Here is a 23,685-nt window from a genome sequence, read left to right as displayed (position 1 = left end):
GCCTCCGAGACTGGCCCGGCGTACCTGAAGTGATCCTGAAGAGGCCCTAAATGATCTTCAGGTTGGCTTTAGGTGACCTGAGGCACTCTGGTCGGTGTGCGAGTGCTACTGGTGGAGGACGAGGAGCGGCTGGCCGACCTGGTGAAGGGCGGCCTGGCGGGCGAGGGCTTCGCCGTGGACGTGGCCCACGACGGGCGTGACGGCCTGTGGATGGCCACCGAGAACACGTACGACGTGATCGTCCTGGACGTGATGCTGCCCAGGATGAACGGCTACGCGGTCTGCGCCAAGCTGCGCGAGGCGGGCGACTGGACGCCGATCATGATGCTCACGGCCAAGGACGGCATCTACGACGAGGCCGAGGCGCTCGACAACGGGGCCGACGACTACCTGGCCAAGCCGTTCTCGTACGTGGTGCTGCTGGCCAGGTTACGGGCGCTGGTGCGGCGGGGCGGGCGGGAGCGGCCCGTGTCGATCACCGTGGGCGACCTGGTGATCGACCCGGCGGCGCTGAAGTGCCGCCGGGGTGAGGTGGAGATCGGGTTGACGCCCAAGGAGTTCGCGGTGCTGCACGCGCTGGCCCGCCGGTCCGGCGAGGTGGTGTCCAAGAGCGAGCTGCTGGCCCAGGCCTGGGACTTCTCCTACGACGGCGACCCGAACATCGTCGAGGTCTACATCAGCGCCCTCCGCCGCAAGATCGACATGCCTTTCGGGCGGACGTCGCTCATGACGGTCCGCGGCGCCGGCTACCGGCTGGAGGCGGCATGAGCCCACTGCGGAAGGCGTCGGCCGCGCTCTCGTCCGTGCGGCTGCAGGCGACCGCCGCCGCGACCCTGGTGGTGGCCCTCGCCCTGGGCCTGGCCGCGCTGGCGCTGGTGGCGGTGCTGCGCGGCACGCTGGTGAGCAACGCCGACGCCGAGGCCACCAGGAAGGCCGTGGCGGCGGCGCCGTACGCGGAGACGCTGGACTTCGTGCGCGCCACCCCGCTCTCGCCCGGCGTCACGGCGCCCGCGGACACTCTCGGCGAGAGCTCGATCGCCATAACCAAAGACGTGCCCAAGCAGGGCAAGGCCGAGCCGCTCGCGATCGTCGGGAAGAGCGGCACGGTCCAGCTGCGCGACGGCACGACGGCCACGGTCGCCGACCCCGACGTCCTGCTGACCGACGACAAGAGCGCCTCCACCACCGAGTGGGCGGAGCCGCAGAAGTACGCCGTCGCCGGCGTCAAGGTGGCCACCGCGGGCGGCCCCGCCATGGTCTGGTCGCGGTTCCCCCTGGAGGGCACCGAGAAGGCGCTGCAGACGCTCTACGGCGCGCTGCTGCCCGGCGTGCCCGCCGTGCTGCTCGTGGTGGCCGGGATGACGTGGTTCTCGGTGGGCCGCGCGCTGGCCCCCGTGGCCGCCATCCGGGCCAAGGTCGCCGACATCACGGCCCGCGACCTGCACCAGCGCGTGCCCGTACCCGGCTCGAAGGACGAGATCGCCGCACTGGCCTCCACCGTGAACGGCACCCTCGACCGCCTGGAGACGGCGGTGGACACGCACAAGCGGTTCGTCGCGGACGCGGCGCACGAGCTGCGCAGCCCCATCGCCACCCTGCGCGCCCGCCTGGAGCTGGCCGAGCCCAGCGAGCTGACCAGGGAGGCCCTGGCCGACGTCGAACGCCTGCAGTCCCTGGCCGCCGACCTGCTCATCCTGGCCAAGCTGGACGCGGGCGAGCCGCTGCGCGCGGCCGAGCTGGACCTGGGCCAGGTGGCCGCCGAGGAGTCGGTACGCGCCGGGCGCCGGCCCGAGGTGCGGCTGGAGCTGGACATCGAGCCGGACGTGGTGATGAAGGGCTCCCGCGCCCACCTCGACCGCCTGGTGACGAACCTGGCCGACAACGCGGTCCGGCACGCCGCCTCCACCGTGCGGGTGCGCGTACGCGCAGAGGAGGACCAGGCCGTGCTGGAGGTGCAGGACGACGGGCCCGGGATCCCGCCGGAGCAACGGGAGGCGGTGTTCGCCCGGTTCACCAGGCTGGACGAGGCGCGTGCCAGGGACGCGGGCGGCGCCGGGCTGGGGCTGCCGATCGCGCGGGACATCGCGCACCTGCACGGCGGCACCCTCATGTACGAAGATTCCGGATTTATCGCCAAATTTCCTCTGAACCACTGATGATCTGCAAACGTGTGAGTGGTTGAAGGAGGCAACAATGCTCACACGCCGCGCATTGATCACCAGAAGTAGCGCCGTGGGCGCAGGAGTCGTGTTCCTGTGGCCCCGCCCGGCAGAGGCGGAAGCGGAGGCGGCCAAGCCCGTCCTCGCCACCACTAAGAGCATCCCGGTGGGGGGCGGGAAGATCGTCCAGGGCAAGTACGTGATCACCCAGCCGAGGAAGGGCGTCTACAAGTGCTTCAGCGCCAAGTGCACCCATCAGGGCTGCACGGTGGCGAGCGTGAGCCGTGGCACGATCAACTGCCCGTGCCACGGCAGCAAGTTCAGCGCCTCGACGGGCGCGGTGGTGAACGGCCCCGCCAAGAAGCCGCTCGCCGGCAAGAAGATCAAGGTGTCGAAGGGGAAGATCAGGCTGGCTTGATCGGCAAGGCGTAGGTGGTGCTGCGCTTGGTGATCTCGAAGCCGGCGCGGGCGTACACGCTCACGGCCCCCGTGGGGTTGTCGGCGTCCACCCCGAGCCCGGCACTCTCGTAGCCCTGATCTCCGAACGTGGCAAGGGCGTGCCCGATCAGCGTGCTCGCCACGCCCTTGCCGCGCCACTCCCGCAGCGTGCCGATGATCTGGATCCATGCCTGGCGCTCGCCGCGCCGGGCGGAGCCGGCCTCGAAGAAGTGCGTGATCAGCACCCCGACCGGGCGGCCGCCGGCCAGAGCCACGAACGACGATTCGGGGCGGAAGTTCCTGGAGCCGCTGATCATGGCGCGCCAGCTCTCGGACGTGTGCCGCACGCTGCCCCAATGGTCGCGGAACGACTCGTTGCGCACCTGGCGGGCGCCTTCGTCGAGCTCGGGCGACCAGGCGGCGATGGAGACGCCCTCCGGCGGCCGCACCGCGGGCAGGCCGCCCGACAGGCTCCGCTCCATCCGGGCGAACCACCGTACGGCCGTGAACCCGGCCACCTCCACCAGCGCGGCGAGGTCGGGCCGGCCGTCGAAGACGTCGACGTGGAGCTCCAGCGGGACGCCGGGGTGAGCCCGCTCGCTCACCCCGGGCGCCGTCCGGATGCTCCAGTCCATGATGTGCCTGCCGAGCCCCTGCCTGCGGTAGGCGGGGTGCACGCCGCCCGACAGGCGCATCATCCGCGGTCAGCGGCCCCCATTCCATGCCCGGCAGCCTAGGCGAGCCTGGTGGAGCACCCCAACCGGTTTCCGATATGGGCCAGGCCCTCGGCGAACGACCGGCGCGTACGTACGCGGAACCCGAGGAACAGCCGGTTGGCCAGGGCGACGGCCCAGTGGTGGCCGGCCACGTTGTAGACGCGGTGGACCAGGCGCGTGCCCCCGGGGACGGGGGTGACCGACCATTCGCCGCGGTACCACCAGCCGCCCTGGTAGGCCAGGACGTGCTCGCCCAGCTCCGTCCTCGGTATGGCCCGTACGATCTCCGGCCACACCCGCTCGACCGGAGCCTCGATCACTCCGGCGACCTCGGTGATGAGCCGCCTGCTCACGGCGCGCTCACCCTCGTGTTCTGGAAGGAGGCGAAGCGCCAGCCCTCGGGCGTGCGGAGCGCGGTCAGCGTGACCACGGACCGGCGGCTCGGGTCGGCCGCACCGTTCACGGACGAGCCGCCGCCCACGATCACCAGCGCGACGTCGTCGGTGAGCGGCTTGATCAGCGGTTCGCCGCCGCCCCCTTCGAGCTTGATGTCGAGCTTGAACAGCTCGCGGTGGGCCTCCTCGATGGCCTGCCGGCCCTCCAGGTGCTGACCGAAGAACGTGATGTAGTCGGCGTCCTCGGTGAAGAGCCCGGCGTAACCCTCGGCGTCCCCGGAGTTCCAGGTCTCCGCGATCCGCACGAGCAGCCGAACGATCTCTGTGGACATGGCACTGCTCCCTCTGTCGCGGCGCCTATCCTGTGAATGCGAGTTCGGGCAGGGCAGGCGCCTTGTTCGGATTTCCGGCCGCCGGGGTGTTGGCGCACCTCGGCGGCCTTCTCACATCTCGGCCCTTTTCACATCTCGGCCGTGGTCTCCCAGTCGAGCTCTCCCCTGTCGAGCCGGTCGAGCAGCCCCTTGATCCAGCCGAGCTCGGCGGTGTAGAGCGCCTGCTCGCACTCCACCTCCAGCATGAGGATCGCGGGCAGGCCGCTGTCGGCCATGGCTCGCAGGTGGGCCTCCATTCCGGCGAGGGCACCCTCGATCGTGGCCGCGCGCCCCCGCAGCGCCCGCTGCGCCTCGGGCAGCGGGAGGCAGCCCATGAGCGAGACGGCCGCGACGAAGGCTCGCCGGTCGGGGTCGGGTTTCTCCAGGAGCTGCCGCAGCCGGGTGACCAGCTCCTTGCGGCCCTCGTCGGTGATCTCGTAGACCGTGCGCTCGGGCCTGCGGCCCTCGCGGTCGGTCTTCGAGGGGACGATCAGCTCGTCCTTGGCCAGCCGCTCCACCGCGTGGTAGAGGCTGCGCGGCAGGCCGGTGATGTAGTCCTTGTGCGTGTCGATGATGAACCGGTGCAGCTCGTACGGGTGGCTCGGGCGCACCGTGAGCAGGGCCAGCACGGTCACGCCGACCAAGCTGTGGCGTTGCGCCATGATGCCTCCCCCCATATTGCAACTTGCAATATAACTCAGACATCCAGCTGCAGGAAGGCCCTCTCAATCGCCTGCCTGGTCACGTCCTCCGGATAGGGGAAGAGCTTGATCAGGTCACGCAGGCCCTCCACGTGGGCCCGCCTGGCCAGCTCGGCCACGAGGGCCAGCTCGGCCTGCTGCGCCTGCGCGTACGCCCGGTCCACGACCGCGCCGTGCCCCGGCACGATCACCTGCTCGGGCAGCTCGTCCAGCATCGCCGCCGTGGTGAGCGGCCAGTCGAGCGGGTACGAGTCGCTGAACGCCGGCGGCGCCCCCTCCTCCACCAGGTCACCCGCGAACACCACGCCCGCGTCCGGCACGTGCACGACCACGTCGTTGCTGCTGTGCCCGAGCCCGAAATGCCGCAGATGCACGAGCCGGCCGCCGATGTCGAGGCTGGCCGCGCTCGTGAACGTGTGGTCCGGCGGCACGATCGTGACCTCCTCGAACTCCTCACGCCGCTCGGGCCGCCCTTCGATCATCACGCCGCGCTGCTGCTCGCCGTACCGCTCGATCTCCTCGGCGCACCTGACGTGCCCCCAGATCTCGGCGGGGCGGAAGATCGCGTTGCCGAAGTAGTGGTCGAAGTGGGAATGGCTGTTGACGACCGTCCACGGGCCGGCGGTGATGCTCCTGACCGCCTCGACCAGGTCACCCGCCTCCCTGTGCGAGCTACGCGTGTCGAGGACCAGGCAGTGCCCGTCGCCCACGACCAGACCCACGTTCATGTCGTACGACTTGTGGCGCCGGACATAGACCCGGTCGCCGACCTCCTGCCACTGCTCGTTCATGCCAACGAACCCTACTTTTAAGCCGCGTCATTTGAGGTATTCGAGCACCGCCAGCACCCTTCTGTGCCCGTCCGCGGCGGGCGGGAGGTCGAGCTTGGCGAAGATGTTCGCGATGTGCTTGGCCACGGCCGCCTCGGTGACGAACAGCTCCTTGGCGATCGACGCGTTCGTCCGGCCCTCGGCGATCAGGCCGAGCACCTCCTGCTCGCGCGGGGTGAGCCGGGCCAGCGGGTCGCGGCGCCGCCTGAGCAGTTGGCGGACCACCTCCGGGTCCACGACCGTGCCTCCGGCGGCCACCCGGTCGAGCGCGTCGACGAACTCGCGTACGTCGCCGATGCGGTCCTTCAGCAGGTAGCCGATCCCGGCGCCGGCGCCCGACTCCAGCAGCTCGGCGGCGTAGGTCTGCTCGACGTACTGGCTGAGCACCAGGACGGCCAGGTCCGGATGCCGCTCGCGCAGCTCAAGCGCCGCCCGCAGCCCCTCGTCGGCGAAGCCGGGCGGCATGCGCACGTCGGTCACCACGGCGTCGGGGCGGTGCTCGGCTACGGCGGCGAGCAGGGCGGGCGCGTCGCCGACCGCGGCGGCCACGGTGTGGCCGAAGCGGTCGAGCAGCCCGACCAGGCCCTCCCGCAGCAGGACGGCGTCCTCGGCGATCACTACGCGCACGGTATCTCCACTCTCATCAGGGTCGGACCGCCGATCGGGCTGGACAGGGACAGCCTCCCGCCCACGACGGACAGCCGGTCGGCCAGCCCGGTCAGCCCCGTGCCCTTGGCGGGATCGGCCCCGCCCACGCCGTCGTCGCGCACCTCCACGACCAGCGTGCCGCCCTCGACCCGCCCGGTGACGGCGCCCCTTGTGGCCCGGCTGTGCTTGGCCAGGTTCGCGAGGGCCTCGCTGACGACGTAGTACGCGGTCACCTCCACCGGGGCGGGCAACCGGCCGGCCAGCTCGACGTCCACGTCCACCGGCACGGGCGAGCGCCCGGCCACGTCGCGGACCGCCGCGCCCAGCCCGCGGTCGGTGAGCACCTGCGAGTGCACGCCCCTGATCAGCTCGCGCAGCTCGGCGAGCGCCCGCTTGGCCTCCTCGTGGGCCTGCCCGACCATCCGGCCCGCGGGCGAGTCGTCCGGCAGGTCGAGCCGGGCCATGCCGAGCGCCATCGACAGGGAGACCAGCCGCTGCTGTGCGCCGTCATGCAGGTCCCGCTCGATCCTGCGGCGCTCCATCTCGAACGCGTCCACCAGCCGCGCCCTCGACCGCAGCACCTCGTTCAGCTCGGAGCCCTGCGGCGCGAGCATCGCGCGTACCATCGCGCCTCGGGCACCGCCCCAGGCGGTGATCGTGTACGCGGCGACGGGCAACAGCAGCGCGCCCGCCACGGAGCCCACGACGGCGAGCCCGGGCTCCGCCTCGGGCTGTACGACCGGCGACAGCATCAGGACCACCGGCCCGCCCACCGTGAACCCCAGCATGATCAGGTCGATCCACCACAGCGCGAGCACCGTGACGACGGCCAGCCCGGCCTCCCGCCTGCGCCCGCCGGGCACCTCGGGCAGCGGCACGCCGTCCACCAGCCGCAGCCTGCGCCGCTCGAACCAGGCGACGAGCGGCAGGCACAGCGCCAGCACGACCGGGGCCGCGAGCACGCCGAGCGGGATCGTGGCGAACACCGCGGCCCCGACGGCCATGCCGGGGACGGCGCTGGCCAGCAGGTACGCCGCGCACCGCCAGGGCCACGCGGAGCCCAGGAACGGCAGCGGCCGCTGCGTGAGCGCCTCCAGCGCGGTTCGGTTGAGCACTTTCTGACGGTATCCGCCAGTTGGCGGGCAGGCAGTAGTGCTGGGTCTACTGTCCGAGGAAGCGGGTGAGCACCGGGGCCAGCGCCTTCGGGTCCACCATGTGCGTCTGGCCCTCGATGATCTCGCGCACGGCGCCCGGGACGAGCTCCGCGATCGCGTCGGCGGCCCGGGCGAAGAAGCCGCCGCCCCCGCCCACGAACGAGTCGGCCCCGGCCCCGCCCGTGGCCACCAGCGTGGGGCAGGCGATGCCGGCCAGGCGGTCGGCGGGCGGGCGGCCGTCGCCCAGGCAGGCGGCGTCGTACGCGAGCGTGGGCGCGATGGCTTCCAGGCCCGGCCACATGGGCGACTCGCGGGCCTGCTCCACCATCTCCTCGGTGGCGCCCGCCGTCACCATGAACAGCGCGAACGCGTCGCCGCGGCGGCCCTCGGCCAGCAGCGCGTGCAGCCGGTCGGCGTACTCCCGCGAGCGCCGCGGCGCGTCCGGCGCCATGTCGTAGGGCACCTCGTACACGGCCAGTCTCGCGATCGGCAGCCCCGTGGCGGCGGCTTCGAGCGCGAGCGCGCCGCCCGACGAGATCCCGAACAGGTGCGCCGCCCCGCCCGCCTCGGCGATGAGCGCGGCGATGTCCTCGATCTCGCGTTCGACCTCGTAAGGGAGGGTGTCCTCGCTGTCGCCCCGGCCGCGCCGGTCGTAGTTGTAGACGGTGAACCGCTCCGCCAGCTCGCGCGCGAGCTGCGCGTTCGCCGAGCGGTCGACCGCGGCGCCGCCGACCAGGACGATCGCGGGGCCGACGCCCAGGCGGTCGAACGCGATGGACGTGCCGTCTTTCGCCGTGACGCGGTGCATGTGACTCCTCCGGAGGCCCTGTGACCACCCGATCTCGATGGGTGACTATCGGCGGCGGCGTTATGGGACTACCGTCGTGCGTATGGCGATCCCCATTCCATCACGGCGGAATTCCGCGGACAACGACAATACCCCTGACACCCCCGCGCCACCGTCATGGCCGATGTCGACTCCCCGCCTTTCTGCCGAACCCAAGGCACAATCCGGGGAAACAGCATCAATCATCGTAAATTTAGACAAGGCGACACTTGATGCGGTTCATCAAAAAGCGCGCTCCGATGGCCGTATGATTTCCGATGTGATTCGCGCCGCGGTGGAGCGCGAAGTGGGAAACATGACGCACGCGACAATCTTGATCCAGCGCTGGAACCTGCAGTGCGACGACCTCGACAGAGCGGCCGACGCCCTTCAGGTGGACCGGATTTCGGACGATGTGATGCTCAGGCTCGGCCTGCATCGGAATCAAGAGGACTGACCATGCTTCCTGGGCGCGTTCTCGATGTGGGAGCGCTCGTCGACATAGCGGTCGCGAAAACGAATCATTCTCGCAGCATCGCGGCGCTGTGCCTTTATCGGGGCGGCGGGCTGTGCATTCCCACGACCGCACTCACGCTCGTCTATTCGATCGTCCCGCTCGCCACCAAGGTCGAACTCTTCGATCTGATCAGCAGTTCCGCCGTCCAGGTCGACGACCTCACCGCGGGAAAGGTGCCCGACATCGCCGAGATCCTAGACGGATCGAGCGACATCACCGCGGGCCACGTGATCTTATGCGCGCGGGCCACCCAGTGGCCGATCCTGACCGACCGTCCCGGCATACTGCGAAATCTGGACCCGGCGATCCTCGTCGATCCCCTGCCTGAGCAGAACTGACCTCTCGGGCCAGGCTGATGTCCGGTTCACCCACTATTGTGGGGGCCCGGACACACGAGGAAGCGGATCCACCTTGGCACATCGCGCCCTGGTCATCGCCCTGCTGCCCGCGATAGCGCTGCGGGCGCTCGCCGTGCTCGGATATCCGCCGTCGATCCTCTTCTACGGCGACTCGTTCGCCTTCCTGCGCGAGGAGCTGACCCCCGGCACCACCCGGCCCTCCGGATACTCGCTGCTGCTGGCGCTGCTCCGCCCCGCGCACAGCCTCACGCTGGTGACGGTCCTGCAGCACCTGCTGATGCTGGCGCTGGCCGTGGCGGTGTACGCGCTGCTGAGGCGGCGCGGCCTGCCGGGCTGGGGCGCCGCGCTGCTGGTCACCCCGCTGCTGTACGACGAGTTCCTGGTGCTGCTCGAACACATGATCATGGCGGACGCGGTCTTCGTCGTGCTGGTCACGGTCGCGATCCTGCTCGTGGTCTGGCGCGTCACCCCCGCCACTGCCGCCGTGGGCGGCCTGCTGCTCGGCCTGGCGGGGATCACCAGGACGGTCGGCCTGCCGCTGCTGATCCTCACGGCCGCGTACCTGCTGATCAGGCGGTACGGCTGGCGCCCCCTCGTGGCGCTGCTGGTGGCGGGCGCGATCCCGCTGGGCGCGTACGCCACCTGGGCGAAGGTGGAGAAGGGGAAGTTCGCGCTGACCGAGGCGGACGGGAACTTCCTGTGGTCCAGGACCATGAGCTTCGCCGACTGCTCGGTGATCAAGCCTTCGGAGCGGCTGGCCGTGCTCTGCCCGAACATGCCGGTGGAGCAGCGGCCGTACCCGCCGTACTGGCTGTGGGAGAGCTTCTCCCCCCTGCTCAAGGTGCCGGGGACGGCCAACCGCAACCAGCTCGCCGGGGAGTTCGCCAGGGCGGCCATCCTCGCCCAGCCCGGCGAGTACGCCGCGGCGGTCGCGACCGATCTCACGCAGTTGCTGCGCTGGGAGCGTACGGCGGTGGACGAGAAGACGCCGTACAAGTTCCCCTCCGCGGAGCGGCCGCTGAGCGAGTCGGTGCGGGGCATCGCCGAGTCGTACGAGGCCGGACCGGCCGCCACCCGGGTCGTGGAGCCGTTCGCGGGGTGGCTGCGGGCGTACCAGCGGTTCGGGTACGTGCCGTTCCCGCTGCTCATGCTGGCCCTGGTCGGGGCGCTGGCGACGGCGCTGGTGCGGCGGCGGTGGGACGCGCTGCTGCCCGGGGTCACGGCGCTCGCGCTGGTCGCCTCGCCACCGTTCCTGGCGGCCTACGACGTGCGGTACGTGATCCCGGCGATCCCGCTGATCTGCCTGGCGGTGGGGCTGGCCCTCGGCGCCCGGTCGCCGTCCCGGCAGGAGCACGCGGGGACGCCCAGCCCTGAGCTTTCCCGGACCGCCACCTGAGTGCTAGGGTCACGTGTAAGGAAATTATTACATGTGACGGGAAGCCATGACAGTGCCGGGGCCGACAGGTGACGACCTGGTCGAGATCTTCGCGGCACTGGCCAACCCGCTGCGGCTGCGCATCATGGCGGTGCTGGCGGACAGGCGTGACTACGTCAGCCACCTGGCCCGCGAGATCGGGGTGAGCCGCCCGCTCCTCCACATGCACCTGCAACGGCTGGAAGCGGCCGGGCTGATCGTCGGCACGCTGGAGCTGTCCGACGACGGCAAGGCCATGAAGTACTACGAAGTCACGGACTTCAGCCTGCACCTGACCGCGTCGGCGCTGGCCGAGGCGGCCAGGACACTCACCAGGCCGGACCCGGGGAAGGGTCCAGGACCCAAGGAGCACTCCTGATGATCGATTCTTGGCCCGCGGCGATCTTCTCCTTAGGGGTGCTGCTCGTGGTCGGCTTCCTGATCGCCCTTTTCGCAGTGGGGATGTTCGAGATGCGCAAGGCCAAGCTCGACGCCCATCAGGCCGACGACCTGCGGCAGCTCGTGCGCCGGTTCGAGCAACTCGCCGAGAACACCATGGACGCCCAGCAACGGATGGCCGCCGACCTGGCCGAGCTGCGCGCCCGCACCACGTCGATCGAGCAGATCCTAAGAACCGTCGAATAAGGCGACGAAGCGGCGTTGCCAGGGGGTCTCGACGGCGTGCGAGTCGTAGTGCTCGCGTACGTAGGCGACGGCCCGGTCGCCGGGCACCCCGTCGAGCACGGCCAGACAGGCCAGGGCCGTGCCGGTGCGGCCCCGGCCGCCACCGCACGCGACCTCGACGCGCTCGGACTCGGCGCGGGCCCACGCCTCGCGGAACGCGTCGGCGGCCGCACCCCGGTCGGACGGCAGCCAGAAGTCGGGCCAGCGCACCCACCGGTGCTCCCAGTCGACGGCCGGGGGCCGGCGGCCCAGCAGGTAGAGGGCGAACGTGGGAAGCGGACCCTCGGGGAGCGGGCGCCGCAGACCCCGGCCCCGGACGAGCCGGCCCGAGGGCAGCCGCAGCACACCCGCCGTCGTGGGCTCCCAGGTCGCTGTCATGATGCGAGCGTAGCCGCGGGGACCGCCGGGGCTCGCGATCTTCAGCTCTCGGCAGACTCGCCTTTCATCGGCGGACTCGCCTTTCAGAGGCCGAAGGCGCCGCCCTCCACGAGGATGGCCACGCCGAGCCCGATCAGGACGAGGGGCAGCAGTATGTGCCCCCATCGGCTGAGCGCCTTCGCGATCAGCGGGCGGGTGGCGAAGAACCTCCCGGCCAGGCACCAGACGGCGACCAGAATCAGGAAGACGGCCAGGCCGCCTTGAGACCCAGGGCGAGGGGGAGCAGGCCGAGGTACGGGGCGGCGGACTCGGGCAGGAACGTGGCTCCGAAGGCGGCCGCGACGGCGACCACGAGGATGCCGGCGAAGCCGATGTACTGCCCGAGGACGATCCGCAGGTGCCCGGCCCCCTGGGCGAAGAAGAGCGCCAGGATGACGATGTCGTCGATATTGGTGACGGCGAACAGGCCGGCGGCTTGCCCGATGATGCCCGCATTCATGCGTGGCACCGTACCGGAACTGCACAAGGTTGGAACGATCCCTGCTGGGCTTCCTCCCTTGATGAATCGCGCACCCTTGGCCATTCCCTGAGCATTTTCATTCCGTTATTCAAGGGGCCGGCATTTGCGGCGCGAAACACCGGCGGCGCGGCCCACCGACCGTCCCCAGGTTGACAGGCGTCCTGACACCTGGGCCTCCAGCTTTCTGACGCAGATTGCGGCGTATGTGGTCACACGTGGTGAACTCTCGCTCATCCTTTGTTATGGTCACTCACTGTCCAGAAACGGACACCCTTTACCCGAGGAGGATCATGAGGACCCCGAGGACCGTCGCCATCACTGCGGCTGTGGCGGCGACAGTCGCTCCCCTGCTGGCCATCGCGACCCCGGCGAGCGCCCAGCAGTCCACCGAGACCACCAAGAGCGTCCAGAGCATCCCCGTGCTGGACTGGCTCTCCCTCGATAGCCTCAACCCGACCGAGCAGCTCAAGAAGGTCAAGCAGCTGCTCGGCACCGGCTACGTTCCCGAGGCGTTGAGCGTGACCAACGCCGCCAACCCGCAGTACACGTCCGTCTGGATCAAGGACGCCACCCGCAAGGTAAGTGTCCTGCAGGGCCTGTCGGCGACCGACCTGCCGACGCGCATCACCGAGCAGGCGAAGAACGGCTTCCAGCCGACCATGATCACCGGCACGGGCACGGGCGCCGGCGCCATCTTCGCGGCGGTCTTCGAGAAGACGACCGAGAAGGTCCAGTCCAAGCTCAACATGACCAAGGACGTCTTCGCGTCCGTCAACGCCCAGCTCTCGGCCGCCGGCTTCAGCGTCGCCTCGCTGGACGTCTACGGCACCGTCGAGAAGCCGCTCTACGCGGCCGTCTGGGTCGCCGGGGCCGCGTCGGGTGCCGTCCAGGTGACCGCCGGCCAGACGGTCGAGCAGCGCGGCAAGGAGCTCCTGGCCAAGACCAAGGAAGGGCTGCGCCCCGTCCTCATGGCCGTCGAGCCCGGCAAGCTCTACACCACCGTGTGGAGCAAGGGCAGCGCGACCGGCCTGAAGGAGTACCTGAACCTGTCCAAGCTGACCTACACGCTCAAGGCCACCGAGCTGAAGGCGCTGGGCTACCGCCCCGAGGTCCTGGACACCGAGGGCAGCACCATCGCGGCGATCTGGAGCAAGGGCTAAGACCCGGATCGTGGTGCCGTGCACCGGCGATCAGCGAACACCCCGTCTGATCGCCGGAACGCGCGACACCTGGCTCAGCGGTCGAACCAGCGGGCCGCCGACGGGGTCAGCAGCAGGACGACCACCGCCAGCCGGAAGACAAGCCCAAGCGGTGTGGTCCACCTGAGGTCGCCGTCGACCGCTTTGACGATCAGACCACCGCCACTGAGGACCAGTTCGAGGGCCACGGCGCCCCAGCGCACCGCCTTTTTCCGCGACGTCCAGCGGGAGATCAGCCAGCCCATGAGCGCGGTGGTCGAGACGGCATACAGAAGCAGCAGGACGTATCCAGGGCTGAAGGCGACGGCCGACGAACGCGGCATAATGGCGGCCGATGCCGGAAAAACGGGAATTGTCGGAGTATGCGGTGGCGATCGCGCCCGTCATCGACGCGGCCCACGTCAACGTGCACGCCTCCGCCCGCAGAGCGATCACCGCACTGGCCGAGACCGCCGGCCTGAGCACGGGACTGCTGTACGACCTGAGGTTCGTGCTGCCGCTGCGCCCGCTGACCCGAGCCGGACTGGGCGCGATCTACCGCTACCGCAGCGAGCCCGAACGAGAGGCCGGGATCCGGGAGCACCTGAGCGAGGGCACCCTGGCCGAGGACGGCGACGGGGCACTGAGGGCGACCGCCTCAGGGCTGGCGTTCATCCAGCAGTTGTACGAGGCGCACGGCGCCGCCGCCGAGCGGGTCTGGGCAGGGCAGGACCTGCACCGGCTGGCGCACCTGGCCGGCAGGGTGCTCGACCGGGCCGAGCGGCTGCCGGGCGGCGCGCTCGAACTCGTCGCACCCCCCTACGAGCCCGAGGGGAGCGGGCCGGGCCTGCTCCTGTTCAACCGGCTCGCCGTCCTCCGCTACCACCGGGCCGACGCCCACGCCCGGGCCTGGCAGGCGGAGGGCCTGTCCGCGGCCGAGATCGTCGGCCTGCGGGACGGGCCCGTCCGCGCGCGGATCGAGGCGGAGACCAACCTGCGGGCCGCGCGGCCGTACCAGGTCCTGGCCGGGGACGAGCGGCAGGCGCTGTACGACGGCCTGCTGAAACTGATCTAAAGCGCCGCCAGCAGGCGGCCCACCTGGGTGCGGTCGTTCACGCCGAGCTTGTCGTAGGCCGCCTGCAGGTGATTGGCGGCCGTACGCGTGGACAGCGTGAGCCGGTCGGCGATCTGCCGGTTCGTCAGCCCGGCGGCCGCGAGCTGGAGGATCTCCCGCTGGCGCGGCGTCAGCTCGGGCGTGGCCAGCTCCACCAGCGCCGGGGTCGACACGCCGGGGCAGCGCCTGGCCAGCGCCCACGCCCTGGTCTGCGCGCCCTTGGCCAGCGTGCCACGGCCCGCGTTCCGGTGCGCCGCCGCCTCCTGGGCCGTGGCCTCGGCCGCGTACAGGAGCATCCCGCGCCGCTCGAACTCCCCGGCCACCGCCCGGAGCTCGTCCGGGTCGCCGATCGCGCGGGCGTGCCTGGCCAGGAGCCCGGCCAGGGGGCCGTCCACCCGGCCGGCCAGCCTGGCGAACCGGTCCGGGACGCCGAGCCGTACCAGGTCGTGCAGCGCGAACATCAGGCCGGCGTGCAGCTCATGCTGCTCGGCGTGGTCCGCCGCCGCGAGGCACAGCCGTACCGCCTCGTCGAGCTCGCCGCCGGAAGCCGCCACCCACACCTCGGCCTGCAGCACGTGCTGCCGGGTGAAGGCCCATCTGGACGCCGTCGCGCCGGCCTCCGCCAGCACCTCCCGAGCCTGTTCCGTACGGCCCAGCAGCGCCAGTGCGTGCGCCTGCTCGGCCAGCACCCGCCCCAGGTACGGCTCCCGACCGGGCATCCTGGCCAGGTCGTCGCGGCACCAGCGCAGCGCTCCCGCGACGTCCCCGCGCAGCCGGCCTACCATCGCCCGGTACGCCGCGAACCCCGACACCGACAGCTCGGCGGCCGGCAGCTCCATCCCCTGCTCCGCCGAACGGTCCGCCGCCTCCAGCAGGCCCGCGAACGTCTGGGCGGCGCAGAGCGCGTCCAGGAAGCTCGGCAGCGCGTGCGGCGCCTCGTCCCGCCAGCTGTCCACGCTCTCCAGCGTGCGCGCCGCGATGGCGAGGCTCTCCCCGGTACGCCCCGCGTACGCCGCGACCCACGCCTCCATGGCAGCCGCGTGCGCGTCGGCGCGCGGCGACATCGGCCCGTACGTACGGGAGCGCGCCAGCGAGCGGGCCGCCCCGGTCAGCCGCCCGGCGAAGCAGTCCGTCACGGCGCGGTAGACGTGCGCCTCCTGCAGCCAGGCCGGCTCGGTCAGCGTCGCGGCGGCCAGGTCGAGCACCTCGCACGCCTCGGCGTCCGCGCCCGCCCACGCCAGGTTGATCCCCAGGCTGAAGGAGTGCTGGGCACGGTCGGCCTCGGTGACCGCGTCGCGCGCCGCCCGCCGCAGCGCCGCCAGCGCCGCGTCCGCGTCGCCCAGCACCATGAGCACCTCGCCGAGCACCGCGACCGCGGCCACGCCCCCGCCCGCGTCGATCGCGGCCTTGGCCAGGCGTTCGGCCAGGTGGGGATCCTGCCTGCCCCAGGCCAGCCGGGCGGCCGACACCAGCATCCCGGGGGCCGTGACCGAGCCGGAGTCCAGCCGCCACACGGCCGCGCGCAGCTCGTCCTCGCGCCGCCGTAGCCCGCTGGCCTCCAGCGCGTCGGCCAGCATCCGCAGCCGCCGCCGCGTCCGCAGCGTGCCGCAGCCGCCGCGGACGACCTCGCCGTAGAGGGGGTGGCCGAGCCGCAGCTGCTCGCGCCTGCCCTCGCTGACGGCCACGACCAGGCCGCGGTCCTCGACCCGCTCGACCGCCCGGGCCGAGGTCAGCGACACCAGCAGCTCCGTGCCCAGCGGCTCCCCGAACGCCACCAGCTCCAGCACCTCGCGTTCGTCCTCGTCGAGGTGGCCGATCCGGTCGCCCACCAGCTCGCGCAGCCTGGTCGTCATGGACAGCTCGCCCCGCCAGCGCCACTGCCCGTCCCGCTCGGCCAGGCAGCCCGCGTTGCGCCCCGCCTGCACGACCTCGCGCAGGTAGAGCACGTTCCCCTCGCTGACCCGCGCGAGGTGCCGTACGGTCTCCGCGGCCACCTCGCCACCGAGCGCGCCCGCGAGCACCTGCCCGACCTCGGCCCTCGTCAGCGGCGGCAGCTCGATCCGGTCGAGCAGCTCGTCCTTCCACAGCGCGGCCACCGGAGCCGGTTGCGGCTCCCCTGACCGCACCGTCACCAGGACGCGTGCCGTGCCGCTGTCCGCCAGGTAGTGCACCAGCGCCGCCGATGCCGGGTCCAGCCGGTGCGCGTCGTCCACGCTGACCAGCAGCTCGCCCCGCGGCGCGCGCTCGCGCAGGTGGCGGGCGGCCCAGCGCAGCAGGTTCTCCCCGCCCTCAGGCGGCCCGGTCAGCACGTGCGCGAACGCCCCGAACGGGATCATCGACGCCGTCTCCGTGCCGAGCGCGCGCACCACCGCGTACCCCGGTAACCCGGCCAGCGCCTCCGCCGCCAGCCTGCTCTTCCCGACGCCGGCCTCACCGGCGATCATCACGCCCGCTCCCGACCGCAGCGCCGCCCGCACGGTCGTGAGCGGCCCCCCTCGCCCGACGAACGGCCAACCGCTCCCCTGCTCGCTCATCGCGCCTCCTCTCGACACCCATCGTCGTCACGGAGGTTCGCGCGAGGTTCAAGTCGGGTTGGTGCTCAGCCCGGCGGCGGTACGCAGGAGGTCGAGGAGGGCTTCCGTGCCGCTGAACGGCACCGGCTCGCCCCCCACCTCTTCGAGCAGCCCGCGGAGCTGGCCGCCGGATTGCTCGGGCTCGACCAGCCGGACGATGACCGTTCTCATCTGGAAACCATCTCGCCGGGCGGTTCAGGTCTGGTTCAGGTGGGATACGGGGCGGGCTCGACCTCCAGCTCGCGCATGCGTTCGGCGTAGAGGTGGTAGCGCCTGCGGGCGTCGCCGCGGCGGCCCGCCAGGTCGAGCACCCGCACCAGGCCCAGATGGGCGCGCTCGTCGTAGCGGTCGCGCTCCAGCAGCCGCAGCCAGTAGCGGGCGGACTCGTCGTAGCGCCGCTCGCCCGCCCGCGCCGCCGCGAGCCTGGCCGCCGCCTGCGTGTAGGCCAGCCGGGCCTGCTCGCGCAGCCCCACGGCCCAGTCCGCGTAGGGGTCCTCCTCGCAGAACTCCCCGCCGTACGCGCTCTCGGCCGCCGTCCACCGCTCCAGCGCCTCGGCCGTACGTCCTGCCTGATCCAGCCGTACGGCCTGAGCCACCAGATCCAGAAATTTCTCGACATCGACGTCGACGTTGGACAGGTCAAGCCGTAACGCGCCCTCGTCCGAGACCACGATCTCGTCCGCCGGACTTTCGTGCGCCGGATCCAGCACCGCGCGCAGCGTGGACACCATGACGTTCAGCCGGCGCAGCCCGACCGCCTCGCCCTCCTGGTCCGGCCAGAGGATCTCGACCAGCCGCTCCCTGCCGATCCCGCTTCCCCTGCGGCTGACCAGGATCTTCAGCAGGTCGCGCGCCTTGCGCGACTGCCAGGCCGTACGCGGGACCGGCACGCCGCCCCGCAGCACCCGGAACGTTCCCATGGTCTCGACGATCACCCTCGCGCCCGGCGCGGGGGCGGCACGGGCGATCAGCGCGTCGATCCGGTCGTCGAGCGCCCGGCAGCCGATGGCGTGCATGCGCTCGCGCACCCCGGCCGCCAGCTCGCCGCCCGTCGCCGGGTCGGCCAGGGCCGCCCTGACCAGCTCGGCCCTGGCCTGCCCCACCGGGTCGCCGAGCATCGTCCACGTGCGCACGGCCTCGTCGGCCGGCCGCGTGTCGCCGTCCAGCTCGGCCCGCAGCTCGGCGATGGCGGCCTGCGCGGCGTGGTCCCTGCGGCTCATCGCGACGGGTTCGGTCTCGTCGAGCAGCGTCCTGGCGTCGTCGTGCCGCCCGCCCGCCAGCGCCACGCGGGCGGCCACGACCCTGGCGGTCACCCCCGCGATGCCTTCGGTGTGTTCGAGCGCCTGCTCGGCGACGCGCGCGGCCTCGGCCGGATCGTCGTCGGCCAGCAGCTCGGCCAGGCCGTTGAGCGCGTTGGACAGCGACTGCACCTCGCCCGACGGCGCCGAGTCGGCGATGACCCGCCGGTAGATCGCCGCCGCCGTCCTGCGGTCGCCGCGCAGGACGTTGATCTCGGCGAGCCGGTTCAGGGCGGTGCTGACCAGGCGCGAGCCCATCGCCTCCCACCTGGCCACCGCGTCGGCGGCCTCGGTGGCCGCCTCCTCCAGGCGGCCCAGCCCGATCAGGGCCTTGGCGCGGTTGGAGACGTTCAGGGCGGCATAGGGGGCGAACGACACCAGGTCGGACAGCCGGCCCCCGATCTCCGTCTCGGCCAGCGCCTCGGCGTAGGCGCCCTCGTCCACGTGGCGGGAGGCCCGGTTGGCGTGGATGCGGATGAGCTGGACGATGTCGCCCGCGCGTTCCGCGTACTCCAGGGCACGCAGGTAGTGGGCGTCGTTGGCGCGCCGGTCGCCGTCGAGCGCGGCGAGCATGGCCAGGACCGTGTTGGCCATGGCCAGCGCGCTCGGGTCGCCCAGGCTGCTGGCCTGCTCGAGCGCCTTGTCGGCGAGCTCGGCGCAGCCTGCCCGGTCGCCCTTCAGCCAGAGCACCGACGCCGTGGACGCGGCGCACATGGCGGCGTCGGCGGGCGGTAGTCCGTACTCGTATCCCCTGGCGTACACGGCCAGGGCCGCGTCGAGGTCGCCGCGCAGGTGGTCGATGAGGCCGAGCCGCCTGGCCACGAACGCGTCGAACGCCGGGCCCTCGGCAGCCTGGGCGAGCAGGTCGCGGGCGCGGGTCCAGTGGCCGCGGTTCTGCTCGGCGACGCCGGCCAGCTTGATCATGGTGGGCGCGTTCCTGGCGGGCTCGGGCAGCAGCTCCAGCGCCGCGACCACGTCCCCGCGCTCGGCCAGGCGCAGGCCGTACGAGTCGAGGAGCGCGGCCGCCAGGCCCGGGTGCTCGGTGGCGACGGCGGCCCGCAGGGCCAGCTCGGGCTGGTCGTGCTCGACATACCAGCGGGACGCGACCGCCGCCGCGTCGTGGGCCTCGTGCCGGTCGAGCGGCGCGTGCTTGGCCAGCACGTGGCGGCTGGTCAGGGTCAGGCGGTGGCCGTCCTGACCGGCCTCGAGGAAGAGGCCGCGGCTGGTGAGCGAGTCGAGCGTGTCGGGAGGGGCGCCGAGCGTGGCGGCCAGCCCGGCGGTCAGCACGGGCAGGACGGTGGCGGCGCGCAGCAGCTCGCGCATCGCCGGCGGCAGGTCCTTGAACGCGGCCAGCGTGAGGCGTTCGAGCGTGGCGGAGTTGGCGGCCAGGCCGGCGGCCGTGCGCGGCCAGCCGGACGGGTCCTCCCGGGCCAGCGCGTCGAGCGCGGCCTGCACGGCGGCGGGCCAGCCGCCGCAGGCGTCGTGGAGCGTGGCGGCGACGGACTTACCCTGCTCGCCCAGCCGGTCGCGCGCCCAGGCGGCCGTCTCGTCCGGGGTGAGGGCGAGATCGGTCGCGTCGAGGTCGAGCACCTCGTGGTCCTGGCGCAGCCGGGCGGTCGGGAACGGCAGCGGCGCCCGCGACGCGGTGACCAGGTGCAGGTGCCTGGGGGCGACGCGGACCAGCGTCTCCACGTAACGCACGGAGCCCGGGGCGCCCGCGATGGCGTCGATGCCGTCGAAGACCAGCGCGAGGCCGCGCCGCAGCCGCCTGGCCAGGGCCTCGGCCAGCGCGCCCGCCAGCGCCGCGGCCCTGGACAGCTCGTCGGCGTCTGGACCGAGCGGGGCGTCCGCGGCGGTCACCAGGTCGGCGGGCAGCCCGGCCACCCGCTCCGACAGAGCTGATGCCACCGCTCCCGCCAGCGTGGGAAGATCACGATCAGCGGGCCCGAGCCGGTGCAGCACCGCGCCGACGGCCTGGCTCCAGCCCGCCAGAGCAGTCGACTTCCCGTAGCCTGTAGTTGCGACGAGCGAGGTGAGCCTGTACGTAAGCGCCCCGTCCAGCCGCCGGTCGAGGGCGGGACGGGGTCGCACCCACCCTCGTTCCACCCCCGCATGCTACGCCGGGGTTCGCGAGGGACTCCATAGTTCGAAAAGTGCCACCTCCCGGTAACACACCGGCGGGCGCACTATGGTCGTACTTCTTAACAGGAGGCACCGTGGAACAGGAACTGCCCGGCGGTGCGAGGCTGATCGTGGGGGTGGACGAGTCCCCGGCCTCGCGCTGGGCGCTTGCCTGGGCCATCGGTGCGGCCAGGCTGCACCGGATGGCCCTGGTCGCCGTACACGTCAGCCGCGCGCCCGTCCACCCATTCCCCGAGGCTCTGCCCGTCCAGCACGCGCTCCGAGCCGGCGAGGAGGCGCGCTGCGGCGAAGTGATCGCCGGCGTGTTCGACGACGTCGCGGGCGGCGTGCCCGACGACATCAGAACGGCGGTGATCGGCCGGGTCGGTGATCCCGGCTACCACCTCGTCGACCTGGCCCGCGAGGGCGACCTGCTGGTGCTGGGGCGGAGCCGGCGCGGGCTGCTCAGCCGCATCTTCCTGCCCTCGACCAGCATGTACTGCGCCCGCCACGCGCGGACCACGGTCGTGATCGTGCAGCAGCCGGCGCCGCCCGACGACCCTGAGCTGTCAGGGGAGCGGGCCCGCCGGTTCTGGAGCCGTCGCCATCCGTAGGCGCCTCAGTCCTTCGGGGATGTCGTCCCGGGTGATCCCGCCGTAGCCGAGGACCACGCCGGGCTGGGCCGGGCTCTCACCGCAGTACGCCTCCAGCGGCTCCACCGCCAGATCCGGCGCGGCACGTACCTCTATACCCGGGGCGAGCCGGGCGCACAGGTGCAGGCCCGCCGTGGACGGGACCACTCGCAGCCGCTCGTCGCCCGCCAGCGTTTCGGCGATCATGGCGTGCCTGGCGGCGTACTCGCGGGTCGCCTTCCTGATGTGCCTGGACAGGAGCCCCTCGTCGATGAAGCGGGCCAGGGCGGCCTGCGCGGGCACGTCGCAGTGCCAGTCGGACAGCTGCTTGGCCACGCTCAGCGCCGGGGCCAGCGAGGCCGGGGCGACGAGGAAGCCGAGCCTGAGCATGGGGAGCAGCGTCTTGGAGAACGAGCCCACGTAGATGACGCGGCCCGCGCGGTCGAGGCTCTGGAGGGGTTCGAGCGGGCGCTCGCCGAAGCGGAACTCGCTGTCGTAGTCGTCCTCGATCACCACTGCCCTGCGGCGCTCGGCCCAGGCCAGCAGGGCGGCGCGGCGGGCCAGCGACATGGGCGTGCCCAGGGGGAACTGGTGCGACGGGGTGACGTACACGACGCGGGCGGCATTGGGAATGGCCCGGACGTCGATGCCCTCCGCGTCCACCGGCACCCCGGCCACGCGGGCGCCGAGCGAGCGGAACAGCAGGCGGGCGGGCGGGTAGCCGGGCTCCTCGACTGCCACGCAGGCGCCCGGCTCGATCAGGACGCGGCCGATGAGGTCGAGCGCCTGCTGGGCGCCGTTCGTGATCAGCACGTCGTCGGGGCCGGCGTGGACCGAGCGGCTGATTCCTATATGACGTGAAATAGCCTCTCTCAGCGGCTCATAGCCGGATGGGCTGCTGTACGCGGCGGCGCTCACCCGCAGCTCGCGGGCCACCAGCCGGCGCCACGTCTCCATGGGGAACAGGCGCGGGTCCGGCATGCCGACGCGGAAGTCGTACCGGGCTCCCCGCATGGCCTGCGGGGCCTCGATCCCCTGCCAGAACGCCCTCGGCCGCACCACGCCCTTCGGGGCCGCCCTGCCGCGCACCGGCTCCGCCGACACGAAGGTGCCCGCCCCCGCCCGCCCCACCAGAAAGCCGTCGGAGACCAGGCGGTCGTAGGCCACGGCGACCGTGTTCCTGGAGATCTCCAGCCTGCGTGCCAGCTCCCTGGTCGGGGGCAGCCGCTCGCCTGATCTGAGCCGGCCGTCGAGAATGGCGTCGAGCAGCTGCCGGTAGACCTGTGCGGCCAGGTCACCCCGGCCTCGGAGGCTGATGTGAACGTCCAACTTGGCCCAATCACTTTGCCGGAAATTGGAGCTTATATCGGGACAATGGGGGATCGAAGATAAGGGTATGGCACCCCGGCGCATCCTGGCTCAGGCCCAGCTCGCGAACTCCATCGGCGACGGCGTCTACCTCGTCACCTCAGCGTTCTACTTCGCCAGGATCGTCGGCCTGTCGGCCACCGAGATCGGCCTCGGCCTCACGCTCGGCTGGGCCGTCGGCATGGTGGCCGGCGTGCCGCTCGGCCACCTGGCCGACCGGCGCGGGCCGCGCGGCGTCGCCGTACTGCTCGCGCTCACGACGGCCACGGCGGTCGCCTCGTTCCTCTTCGTCCGCTCGTTCGCGCTCTTCGTGCTGGTGGCCTGCCTGTACGGGACCGCGCAGACGGGCCTGTCGGCCGCCCGCCAGGCCCTGCTCGCCGGGCTGATCGCCCCCGCAGAGCGCACGGTCGTGCGGGCGGTCCTGCAGTCCACGCTCAACGGCGGCCTGGCCGTCGGCGCCGCGATAGGCGGGCTCGCCCTGCATGTCGGCACGCGGCCGGCTTATCTGGCGGTGTTGACGCTCGACGCCCTGAGCTTCCTGGTCGCCGCCGGGCTGCTGCTCAAGCTGCCTCCCGTACGGGTCCCGCCGGCCGCGCCCGGCCCCCGGCTGGCGGTGCTCAGAGACCGGCCGTACGCGCTGATCACGCTGATCAACGCGGTGATGCTCTTCTACATGCCCCTGCTCAGCCTGGTCGTGCCGCTCTGGATCGCCTCACGTACGAGTGCGCCCACCTGGATGGTCTCGGTCCTCCTGCTGCTCAACACCGTCACCGTGCTGCTCTTCCAGGTGCGGGTGGCCCGGCGCGTGAAGGGGCTGCCGTCTGCCGCCCGGGCGGTGCGGTACGCGGGCCTGGTGATGTTCGCGGCCTGCGCGGTGTTCGCGCTGAGCCCGTACGGCTGGCTGTTCCTGCTCGTGGCGGCCGGCCTGCAGGTCCTCAGCGAGATGCTGCTGGCCTCCGGGTCCTGGGAGATCAGCTTCGGGCTCGCCCCCGACCACAAGCAGGGCCAGTACCAGGGCTTCTTCGGCACCGGCGTGGCCGTGGCCAGGATGCTCGGGCCCGTCGTGCTCACCACGCTGGTGCTCGGCGGCGGCACGCTCGGCTGGCTGCTGCTCGGCGCGGCGTTCGCGGCGGCCGGCGCCGCGATGGCGCCGGCCGTCAGCTGGGGGCAGCGGTCACTTGAAGCGGCGCAGCCGCAGGCTGTTGCTCACCACGAACACGCTTGAGAACGCCATCGCCGCACCCGCGATCATCGGGTTGAGCAGCCCCAGCGCGGCCAGCGGCAACGCGGC

Annotated in this window: 28 protein-coding genes; 12 read left to right on the top strand and 16 right to left on the bottom strand. The window is 72.1% G+C overall.

The annotated features are described in order from the left end of the window. Positions 1-96 precede the first annotated feature (96 nt). The 3 genes from ACIBI9_RS51515 to ACIBI9_RS51505 are packed head-to-tail and all read left to right on the top strand — an operon-like array spanning position 97 to position 2,577. Entirely contained in the window at positions 97-768 is a 672-nt protein-coding gene (locus tag ACIBI9_RS51515) for a response regulator transcription factor (protein WP_397234570.1), read from the top strand. Beyond that, on the top strand, positions 765-2,156 hold the full coding sequence (locus tag ACIBI9_RS51510; RefSeq protein ID WP_397234568.1) for an ATP-binding protein: 1,392 nt from the start codon (positions 765-767) through the stop codon (positions 2,154-2,156). Before ACIBI9_RS51515 ends, ACIBI9_RS51510 begins: the two co-directional genes overlap by 4 nt. A gap of 37 nt (positions 2,157-2,193) precedes the next feature. After that, the gene (locus ACIBI9_RS51505) at positions 2,194-2,577 is read left to right on the top strand and encodes a Rieske (2Fe-2S) protein (protein WP_394494697.1); all 384 of its coding nucleotides are present in this window, start codon (positions 2,194-2,196) and stop codon (positions 2,575-2,577) included. Here the strand turns inward: ACIBI9_RS51505 and ACIBI9_RS51500 are convergent. The 8 genes from ACIBI9_RS51500 to ACIBI9_RS51465 form a co-directional block, all read right to left on the bottom strand. Continuing rightward, positions 2,564-3,295: a GNAT family N-acetyltransferase gene (locus ACIBI9_RS51500; RefSeq protein ID WP_397234566.1), complete on the bottom strand. Its 732-nt coding sequence runs from the start codon at positions 3,293-3,295 to the stop codon at positions 2,564-2,566. The genes ACIBI9_RS51505 and ACIBI9_RS51500 overlap by 14 nt on opposite strands. A 35-nt stretch (positions 3,296-3,330) precedes the next feature. After that, on the bottom strand, positions 3,331-3,666 hold the full coding sequence (locus ACIBI9_RS51495; RefSeq protein ID WP_397234564.1) for a hypothetical protein: 336 nt from the start codon (positions 3,664-3,666) through the stop codon (positions 3,331-3,333). Then, positions 3,663-4,040 (bottom strand): SgcJ/EcaC family oxidoreductase, encoded by a 378-nt coding sequence (locus tag ACIBI9_RS51490; RefSeq protein WP_397234562.1) that lies wholly within the window; start codon positions 4,038-4,040, stop codon positions 3,663-3,665. Before ACIBI9_RS51490 ends, ACIBI9_RS51495 begins: the two co-directional genes overlap by 4 nt. A 128-nt stretch (positions 4,041-4,168) precedes the next feature. Then, on the bottom strand, positions 4,169-4,741 hold the full coding sequence (locus tag ACIBI9_RS51485) for a PadR family transcriptional regulator (RefSeq protein WP_397234560.1): 573 nt from the start codon (positions 4,739-4,741) through the stop codon (positions 4,169-4,171). Positions 4,742-4,776: 35 nt separating this feature from the next. Beyond that, a complete protein-coding gene (locus ACIBI9_RS51480; RefSeq protein WP_397234558.1) occupies positions 4,777-5,571 on the bottom strand; it encodes an MBL fold metallo-hydrolase in 795 nt (264 codons plus the stop codon). Positions 5,572-5,598: 27 nt separating this feature from the next. Continuing rightward, complete coding sequence (locus ACIBI9_RS51475) at positions 5,599-6,237, bottom strand: response regulator (protein ID WP_397234556.1); 639 nt, start codon at positions 6,235-6,237, stop codon at positions 5,599-5,601. Next, positions 6,228-7,373: a histidine kinase gene (locus ACIBI9_RS51470; protein ID WP_397234554.1), complete on the bottom strand. Its 1,146-nt coding sequence runs from the start codon at positions 7,371-7,373 to the stop codon at positions 6,228-6,230. The genes ACIBI9_RS51475 and ACIBI9_RS51470 overlap by 10 nt, the downstream gene beginning before the upstream one ends. A 46-nt stretch (positions 7,374-7,419) precedes the next feature. Next, the gene (locus tag ACIBI9_RS51465; protein ID WP_397234552.1) at positions 7,420-8,220 is read right to left on the bottom strand and encodes an alpha/beta fold hydrolase; all 801 of its coding nucleotides are present in this window, start codon (positions 8,218-8,220) and stop codon (positions 7,420-7,422) included. 82 nt (positions 8,221-8,302) lie between these two features. Between ACIBI9_RS51465 and ACIBI9_RS51460 the strand changes: the two genes are divergently transcribed. The 5 genes from ACIBI9_RS51460 to ACIBI9_RS51440 all read left to right on the top strand — a co-directional run bounded on the left by ACIBI9_RS51460 (position 8,303) and on the right by ACIBI9_RS51440 (position 11,173). Next, positions 8,303-8,695: a hypothetical protein gene (locus tag ACIBI9_RS51460; RefSeq protein WP_397234550.1), complete on the top strand. Its 393-nt coding sequence runs from the start codon at positions 8,303-8,305 to the stop codon at positions 8,693-8,695. 2 nt (positions 8,696-8,697) lie between these two features. Beyond that, positions 8,698-9,093, top strand: a complete 396-nt coding sequence (locus ACIBI9_RS51455; RefSeq protein ID WP_350732342.1) for a hypothetical protein — start codon at positions 8,698-8,700, stop codon at positions 9,091-9,093. A 73-nt stretch (positions 9,094-9,166) separates the two neighbouring features. Then, on the top strand, positions 9,167-10,510 hold the full coding sequence (locus ACIBI9_RS51450) for a hypothetical protein (RefSeq protein WP_397234548.1): 1,344 nt from the start codon (positions 9,167-9,169) through the stop codon (positions 10,508-10,510). A gap of 46 nt (positions 10,511-10,556) precedes the next feature. Then, on the top strand, positions 10,557-10,907 hold the full coding sequence (locus ACIBI9_RS51445; RefSeq protein WP_397234546.1) for an ArsR/SmtB family transcription factor: 351 nt from the start codon (positions 10,557-10,559) through the stop codon (positions 10,905-10,907). Continuing rightward, positions 10,907-11,173, top strand: coding sequence for a hypothetical protein (locus ACIBI9_RS51440; RefSeq protein WP_350732337.1), 267 nt, complete (start codon positions 10,907-10,909; stop codon positions 11,171-11,173). The genes ACIBI9_RS51445 and ACIBI9_RS51440 overlap by 1 nt, the downstream gene beginning before the upstream one ends. Here ACIBI9_RS51440 and ACIBI9_RS51435 read toward each other — a convergent pair. The 3 genes from ACIBI9_RS51435 to ACIBI9_RS51425 form a co-directional block, all read right to left on the bottom strand. After that, entirely contained in the window at positions 11,156-11,590 is a 435-nt protein-coding gene (locus tag ACIBI9_RS51435) for a protein phosphatase (RefSeq protein WP_397234544.1), read from the bottom strand. The two genes, ACIBI9_RS51440 and ACIBI9_RS51435, sit on opposite strands and share 18 nt — an antisense overlap. 83 nt (positions 11,591-11,673) lie before the next feature. Beyond that, complete coding sequence (locus tag ACIBI9_RS51430; protein WP_397234762.1) at positions 11,674-11,808, bottom strand: hypothetical protein; 135 nt, start codon at positions 11,806-11,808, stop codon at positions 11,674-11,676. Between the two features lie 20 nt (positions 11,809-11,828). After that, complete coding sequence (locus ACIBI9_RS51425; protein ID WP_397234542.1) at positions 11,829-12,089, bottom strand: cadmium resistance transporter; 261 nt, start codon at positions 12,087-12,089, stop codon at positions 11,829-11,831. A gap of 311 nt (positions 12,090-12,400) precedes the next feature. On the opposite strand from ACIBI9_RS51425, the gene ACIBI9_RS51420 reads away from it, so the two are divergent. Further along, positions 12,401-13,270, top strand: coding sequence for a hypothetical protein (locus ACIBI9_RS51420; protein WP_397234541.1), 870 nt, complete (start codon positions 12,401-12,403; stop codon positions 13,268-13,270). Positions 13,271-13,344: 74 nt separating this feature from the next. Here the strand turns inward: ACIBI9_RS51420 and ACIBI9_RS51415 are convergent, their stop codons facing one another. After that, the gene (locus tag ACIBI9_RS51415; protein WP_397234539.1) at positions 13,345-13,632 is read right to left on the bottom strand and encodes a hypothetical protein; all 288 of its coding nucleotides are present in this window, start codon (positions 13,630-13,632) and stop codon (positions 13,345-13,347) included. Between the two features lie 11 nt (positions 13,633-13,643). Between ACIBI9_RS51415 and ACIBI9_RS51410 the strand changes: the two genes are divergently transcribed. After that, on the top strand, positions 13,644-14,363 hold the full coding sequence (locus tag ACIBI9_RS51410; RefSeq protein WP_397234537.1) for a hypothetical protein: 720 nt from the start codon (positions 13,644-13,646) through the stop codon (positions 14,361-14,363). Here the strand turns inward: ACIBI9_RS51410 and ACIBI9_RS51405 are convergent. Genes ACIBI9_RS51405 through ACIBI9_RS51395 form a run of 3 tightly spaced genes read right to left on the bottom strand, consistent with a single transcriptional unit; the run spans position 14,360 to position 20,364 of the window. After that, positions 14,360-16,936, bottom strand: a complete 2,577-nt coding sequence (locus tag ACIBI9_RS51405) for a LuxR C-terminal-related transcriptional regulator (protein WP_397234535.1) — start codon at positions 16,934-16,936, stop codon at positions 14,360-14,362. The genes ACIBI9_RS51410 and ACIBI9_RS51405 overlap by 4 nt on opposite strands. Positions 16,937-16,984: 48 nt before the next feature. Then, positions 16,985-17,146 (bottom strand): hypothetical protein, encoded by a 162-nt coding sequence (locus ACIBI9_RS51400; RefSeq protein ID WP_397234533.1) that lies wholly within the window; start codon positions 17,144-17,146, stop codon positions 16,985-16,987. A 35-nt stretch (positions 17,147-17,181) separates the two neighbouring features. Beyond that, complete coding sequence (locus tag ACIBI9_RS51395; protein ID WP_397234531.1) at positions 17,182-20,364, bottom strand: BTAD domain-containing putative transcriptional regulator; 3,183 nt, start codon at positions 20,362-20,364, stop codon at positions 17,182-17,184. Between the two features lie 125 nt (positions 20,365-20,489). Here ACIBI9_RS51395 and ACIBI9_RS51390 point away from each other — a divergent pair, with 125 nt between their 5' ends. Beyond that, positions 20,490-21,008 (top strand): universal stress protein, encoded by a 519-nt coding sequence (locus tag ACIBI9_RS51390; RefSeq protein ID WP_185069673.1) that lies wholly within the window; start codon positions 20,490-20,492, stop codon positions 21,006-21,008. Here ACIBI9_RS51390 and ACIBI9_RS51385 read toward each other — a convergent pair. Next, positions 20,964-22,355 (bottom strand): PLP-dependent aminotransferase family protein, encoded by a 1,392-nt coding sequence (locus ACIBI9_RS51385; RefSeq protein ID WP_397234529.1) that lies wholly within the window; start codon positions 22,353-22,355, stop codon positions 20,964-20,966. The genes ACIBI9_RS51390 and ACIBI9_RS51385 overlap by 45 nt on opposite strands. A 67-nt stretch (positions 22,356-22,422) precedes the next feature. Between ACIBI9_RS51385 and ACIBI9_RS51380 the strand changes: the two genes are divergently transcribed. Further along, positions 22,423-23,619, top strand: a complete 1,197-nt coding sequence (locus ACIBI9_RS51380; protein ID WP_397234527.1) for an MFS transporter — start codon at positions 22,423-22,425, stop codon at positions 23,617-23,619. The last annotated feature ends 66 nt before the right edge of the window (positions 23,620-23,685 follow it).

Source organism: Nonomuraea sp. NPDC050451 (assembly GCF_044458585.1).
This window is presented reverse-complemented; position numbering and strand designations above follow the sequence as displayed.

Coding starts and splice junctions, on each gene's coding strand:
- ACIBI9_RS51510 (WP_397234568.1), top strand. CDS start 765: ATGAGCCCACTGCGGAAGGCGTCGGCCGCGCTCTCGTCCGTGCGGCTG.
- ACIBI9_RS51505 (WP_394494697.1), top strand. CDS start 2,194: ATGCTCACACGCCGCGCATTGATCACCAGAAGTAGCGCCGTGGGCGCA.
- ACIBI9_RS51500 (WP_397234566.1), bottom strand. CDS start 3,295: ATGATGCGCCTGTCGGGCGGCGTGCACCCCGCCTACCGCAGGCAGGGG.
- ACIBI9_RS51490 (WP_397234562.1), bottom strand. CDS start 4,040: ATGTCCACAGAGATCGTTCGGCTGCTCGTGCGGATCGCGGAGACCTGG.
- ACIBI9_RS51485 (WP_397234560.1), bottom strand. CDS start 4,741: ATGGCGCAACGCCACAGCTTGGTCGGCGTGACCGTGCTGGCCCTGCTC.
- ACIBI9_RS51480 (WP_397234558.1), bottom strand. CDS start 5,571: ATGAACGAGCAGTGGCAGGAGGTCGGCGACCGGGTCTATGTCCGGCGC.
- ACIBI9_RS51465 (WP_397234552.1), bottom strand. CDS start 8,220: ATGCACCGCGTCACGGCGAAAGACGGCACGTCCATCGCGTTCGACCGC.
- ACIBI9_RS51460 (WP_397234550.1), top strand. CDS start 8,303: ATGGCGATCCCCATTCCATCACGGCGGAATTCCGCGGACAACGACAAT.
- ACIBI9_RS51455 (WP_350732342.1), top strand. CDS start 8,698: ATGCTTCCTGGGCGCGTTCTCGATGTGGGAGCGCTCGTCGACATAGCG.
- ACIBI9_RS51445 (WP_397234546.1), top strand. CDS start 10,557: ATGACAGTGCCGGGGCCGACAGGTGACGACCTGGTCGAGATCTTCGCG.
- ACIBI9_RS51440 (WP_350732337.1), top strand. CDS start 10,907: ATGATCGATTCTTGGCCCGCGGCGATCTTCTCCTTAGGGGTGCTGCTC.
- ACIBI9_RS51435 (WP_397234544.1), bottom strand. CDS start 11,590: ATGACAGCGACCTGGGAGCCCACGACGGCGGGTGTGCTGCGGCTGCCC.
- ACIBI9_RS51425 (WP_397234542.1), bottom strand. CDS start 12,089: ATGAATGCGGGCATCATCGGGCAAGCCGCCGGCCTGTTCGCCGTCACC.
- ACIBI9_RS51420 (WP_397234541.1), top strand. CDS start 12,401: ATGAGGACCCCGAGGACCGTCGCCATCACTGCGGCTGTGGCGGCGACA.
- ACIBI9_RS51415 (WP_397234539.1), bottom strand. CDS start 13,632: ATGCCGCGTTCGTCGGCCGTCGCCTTCAGCCCTGGATACGTCCTGCTG.
- ACIBI9_RS51410 (WP_397234537.1), top strand. CDS start 13,644: ATGCCGGAAAAACGGGAATTGTCGGAGTATGCGGTGGCGATCGCGCCC.
- ACIBI9_RS51405 (WP_397234535.1), bottom strand. CDS start 16,936: ATGAGCGAGCAGGGGAGCGGTTGGCCGTTCGTCGGGCGAGGGGGGCCG.
- ACIBI9_RS51400 (WP_397234533.1), bottom strand. CDS start 17,146: ATGAGAACGGTCATCGTCCGGCTGGTCGAGCCCGAGCAATCCGGCGGC.
- ACIBI9_RS51380 (WP_397234527.1), top strand. CDS start 22,423: ATGGCACCCCGGCGCATCCTGGCTCAGGCCCAGCTCGCGAACTCCATC.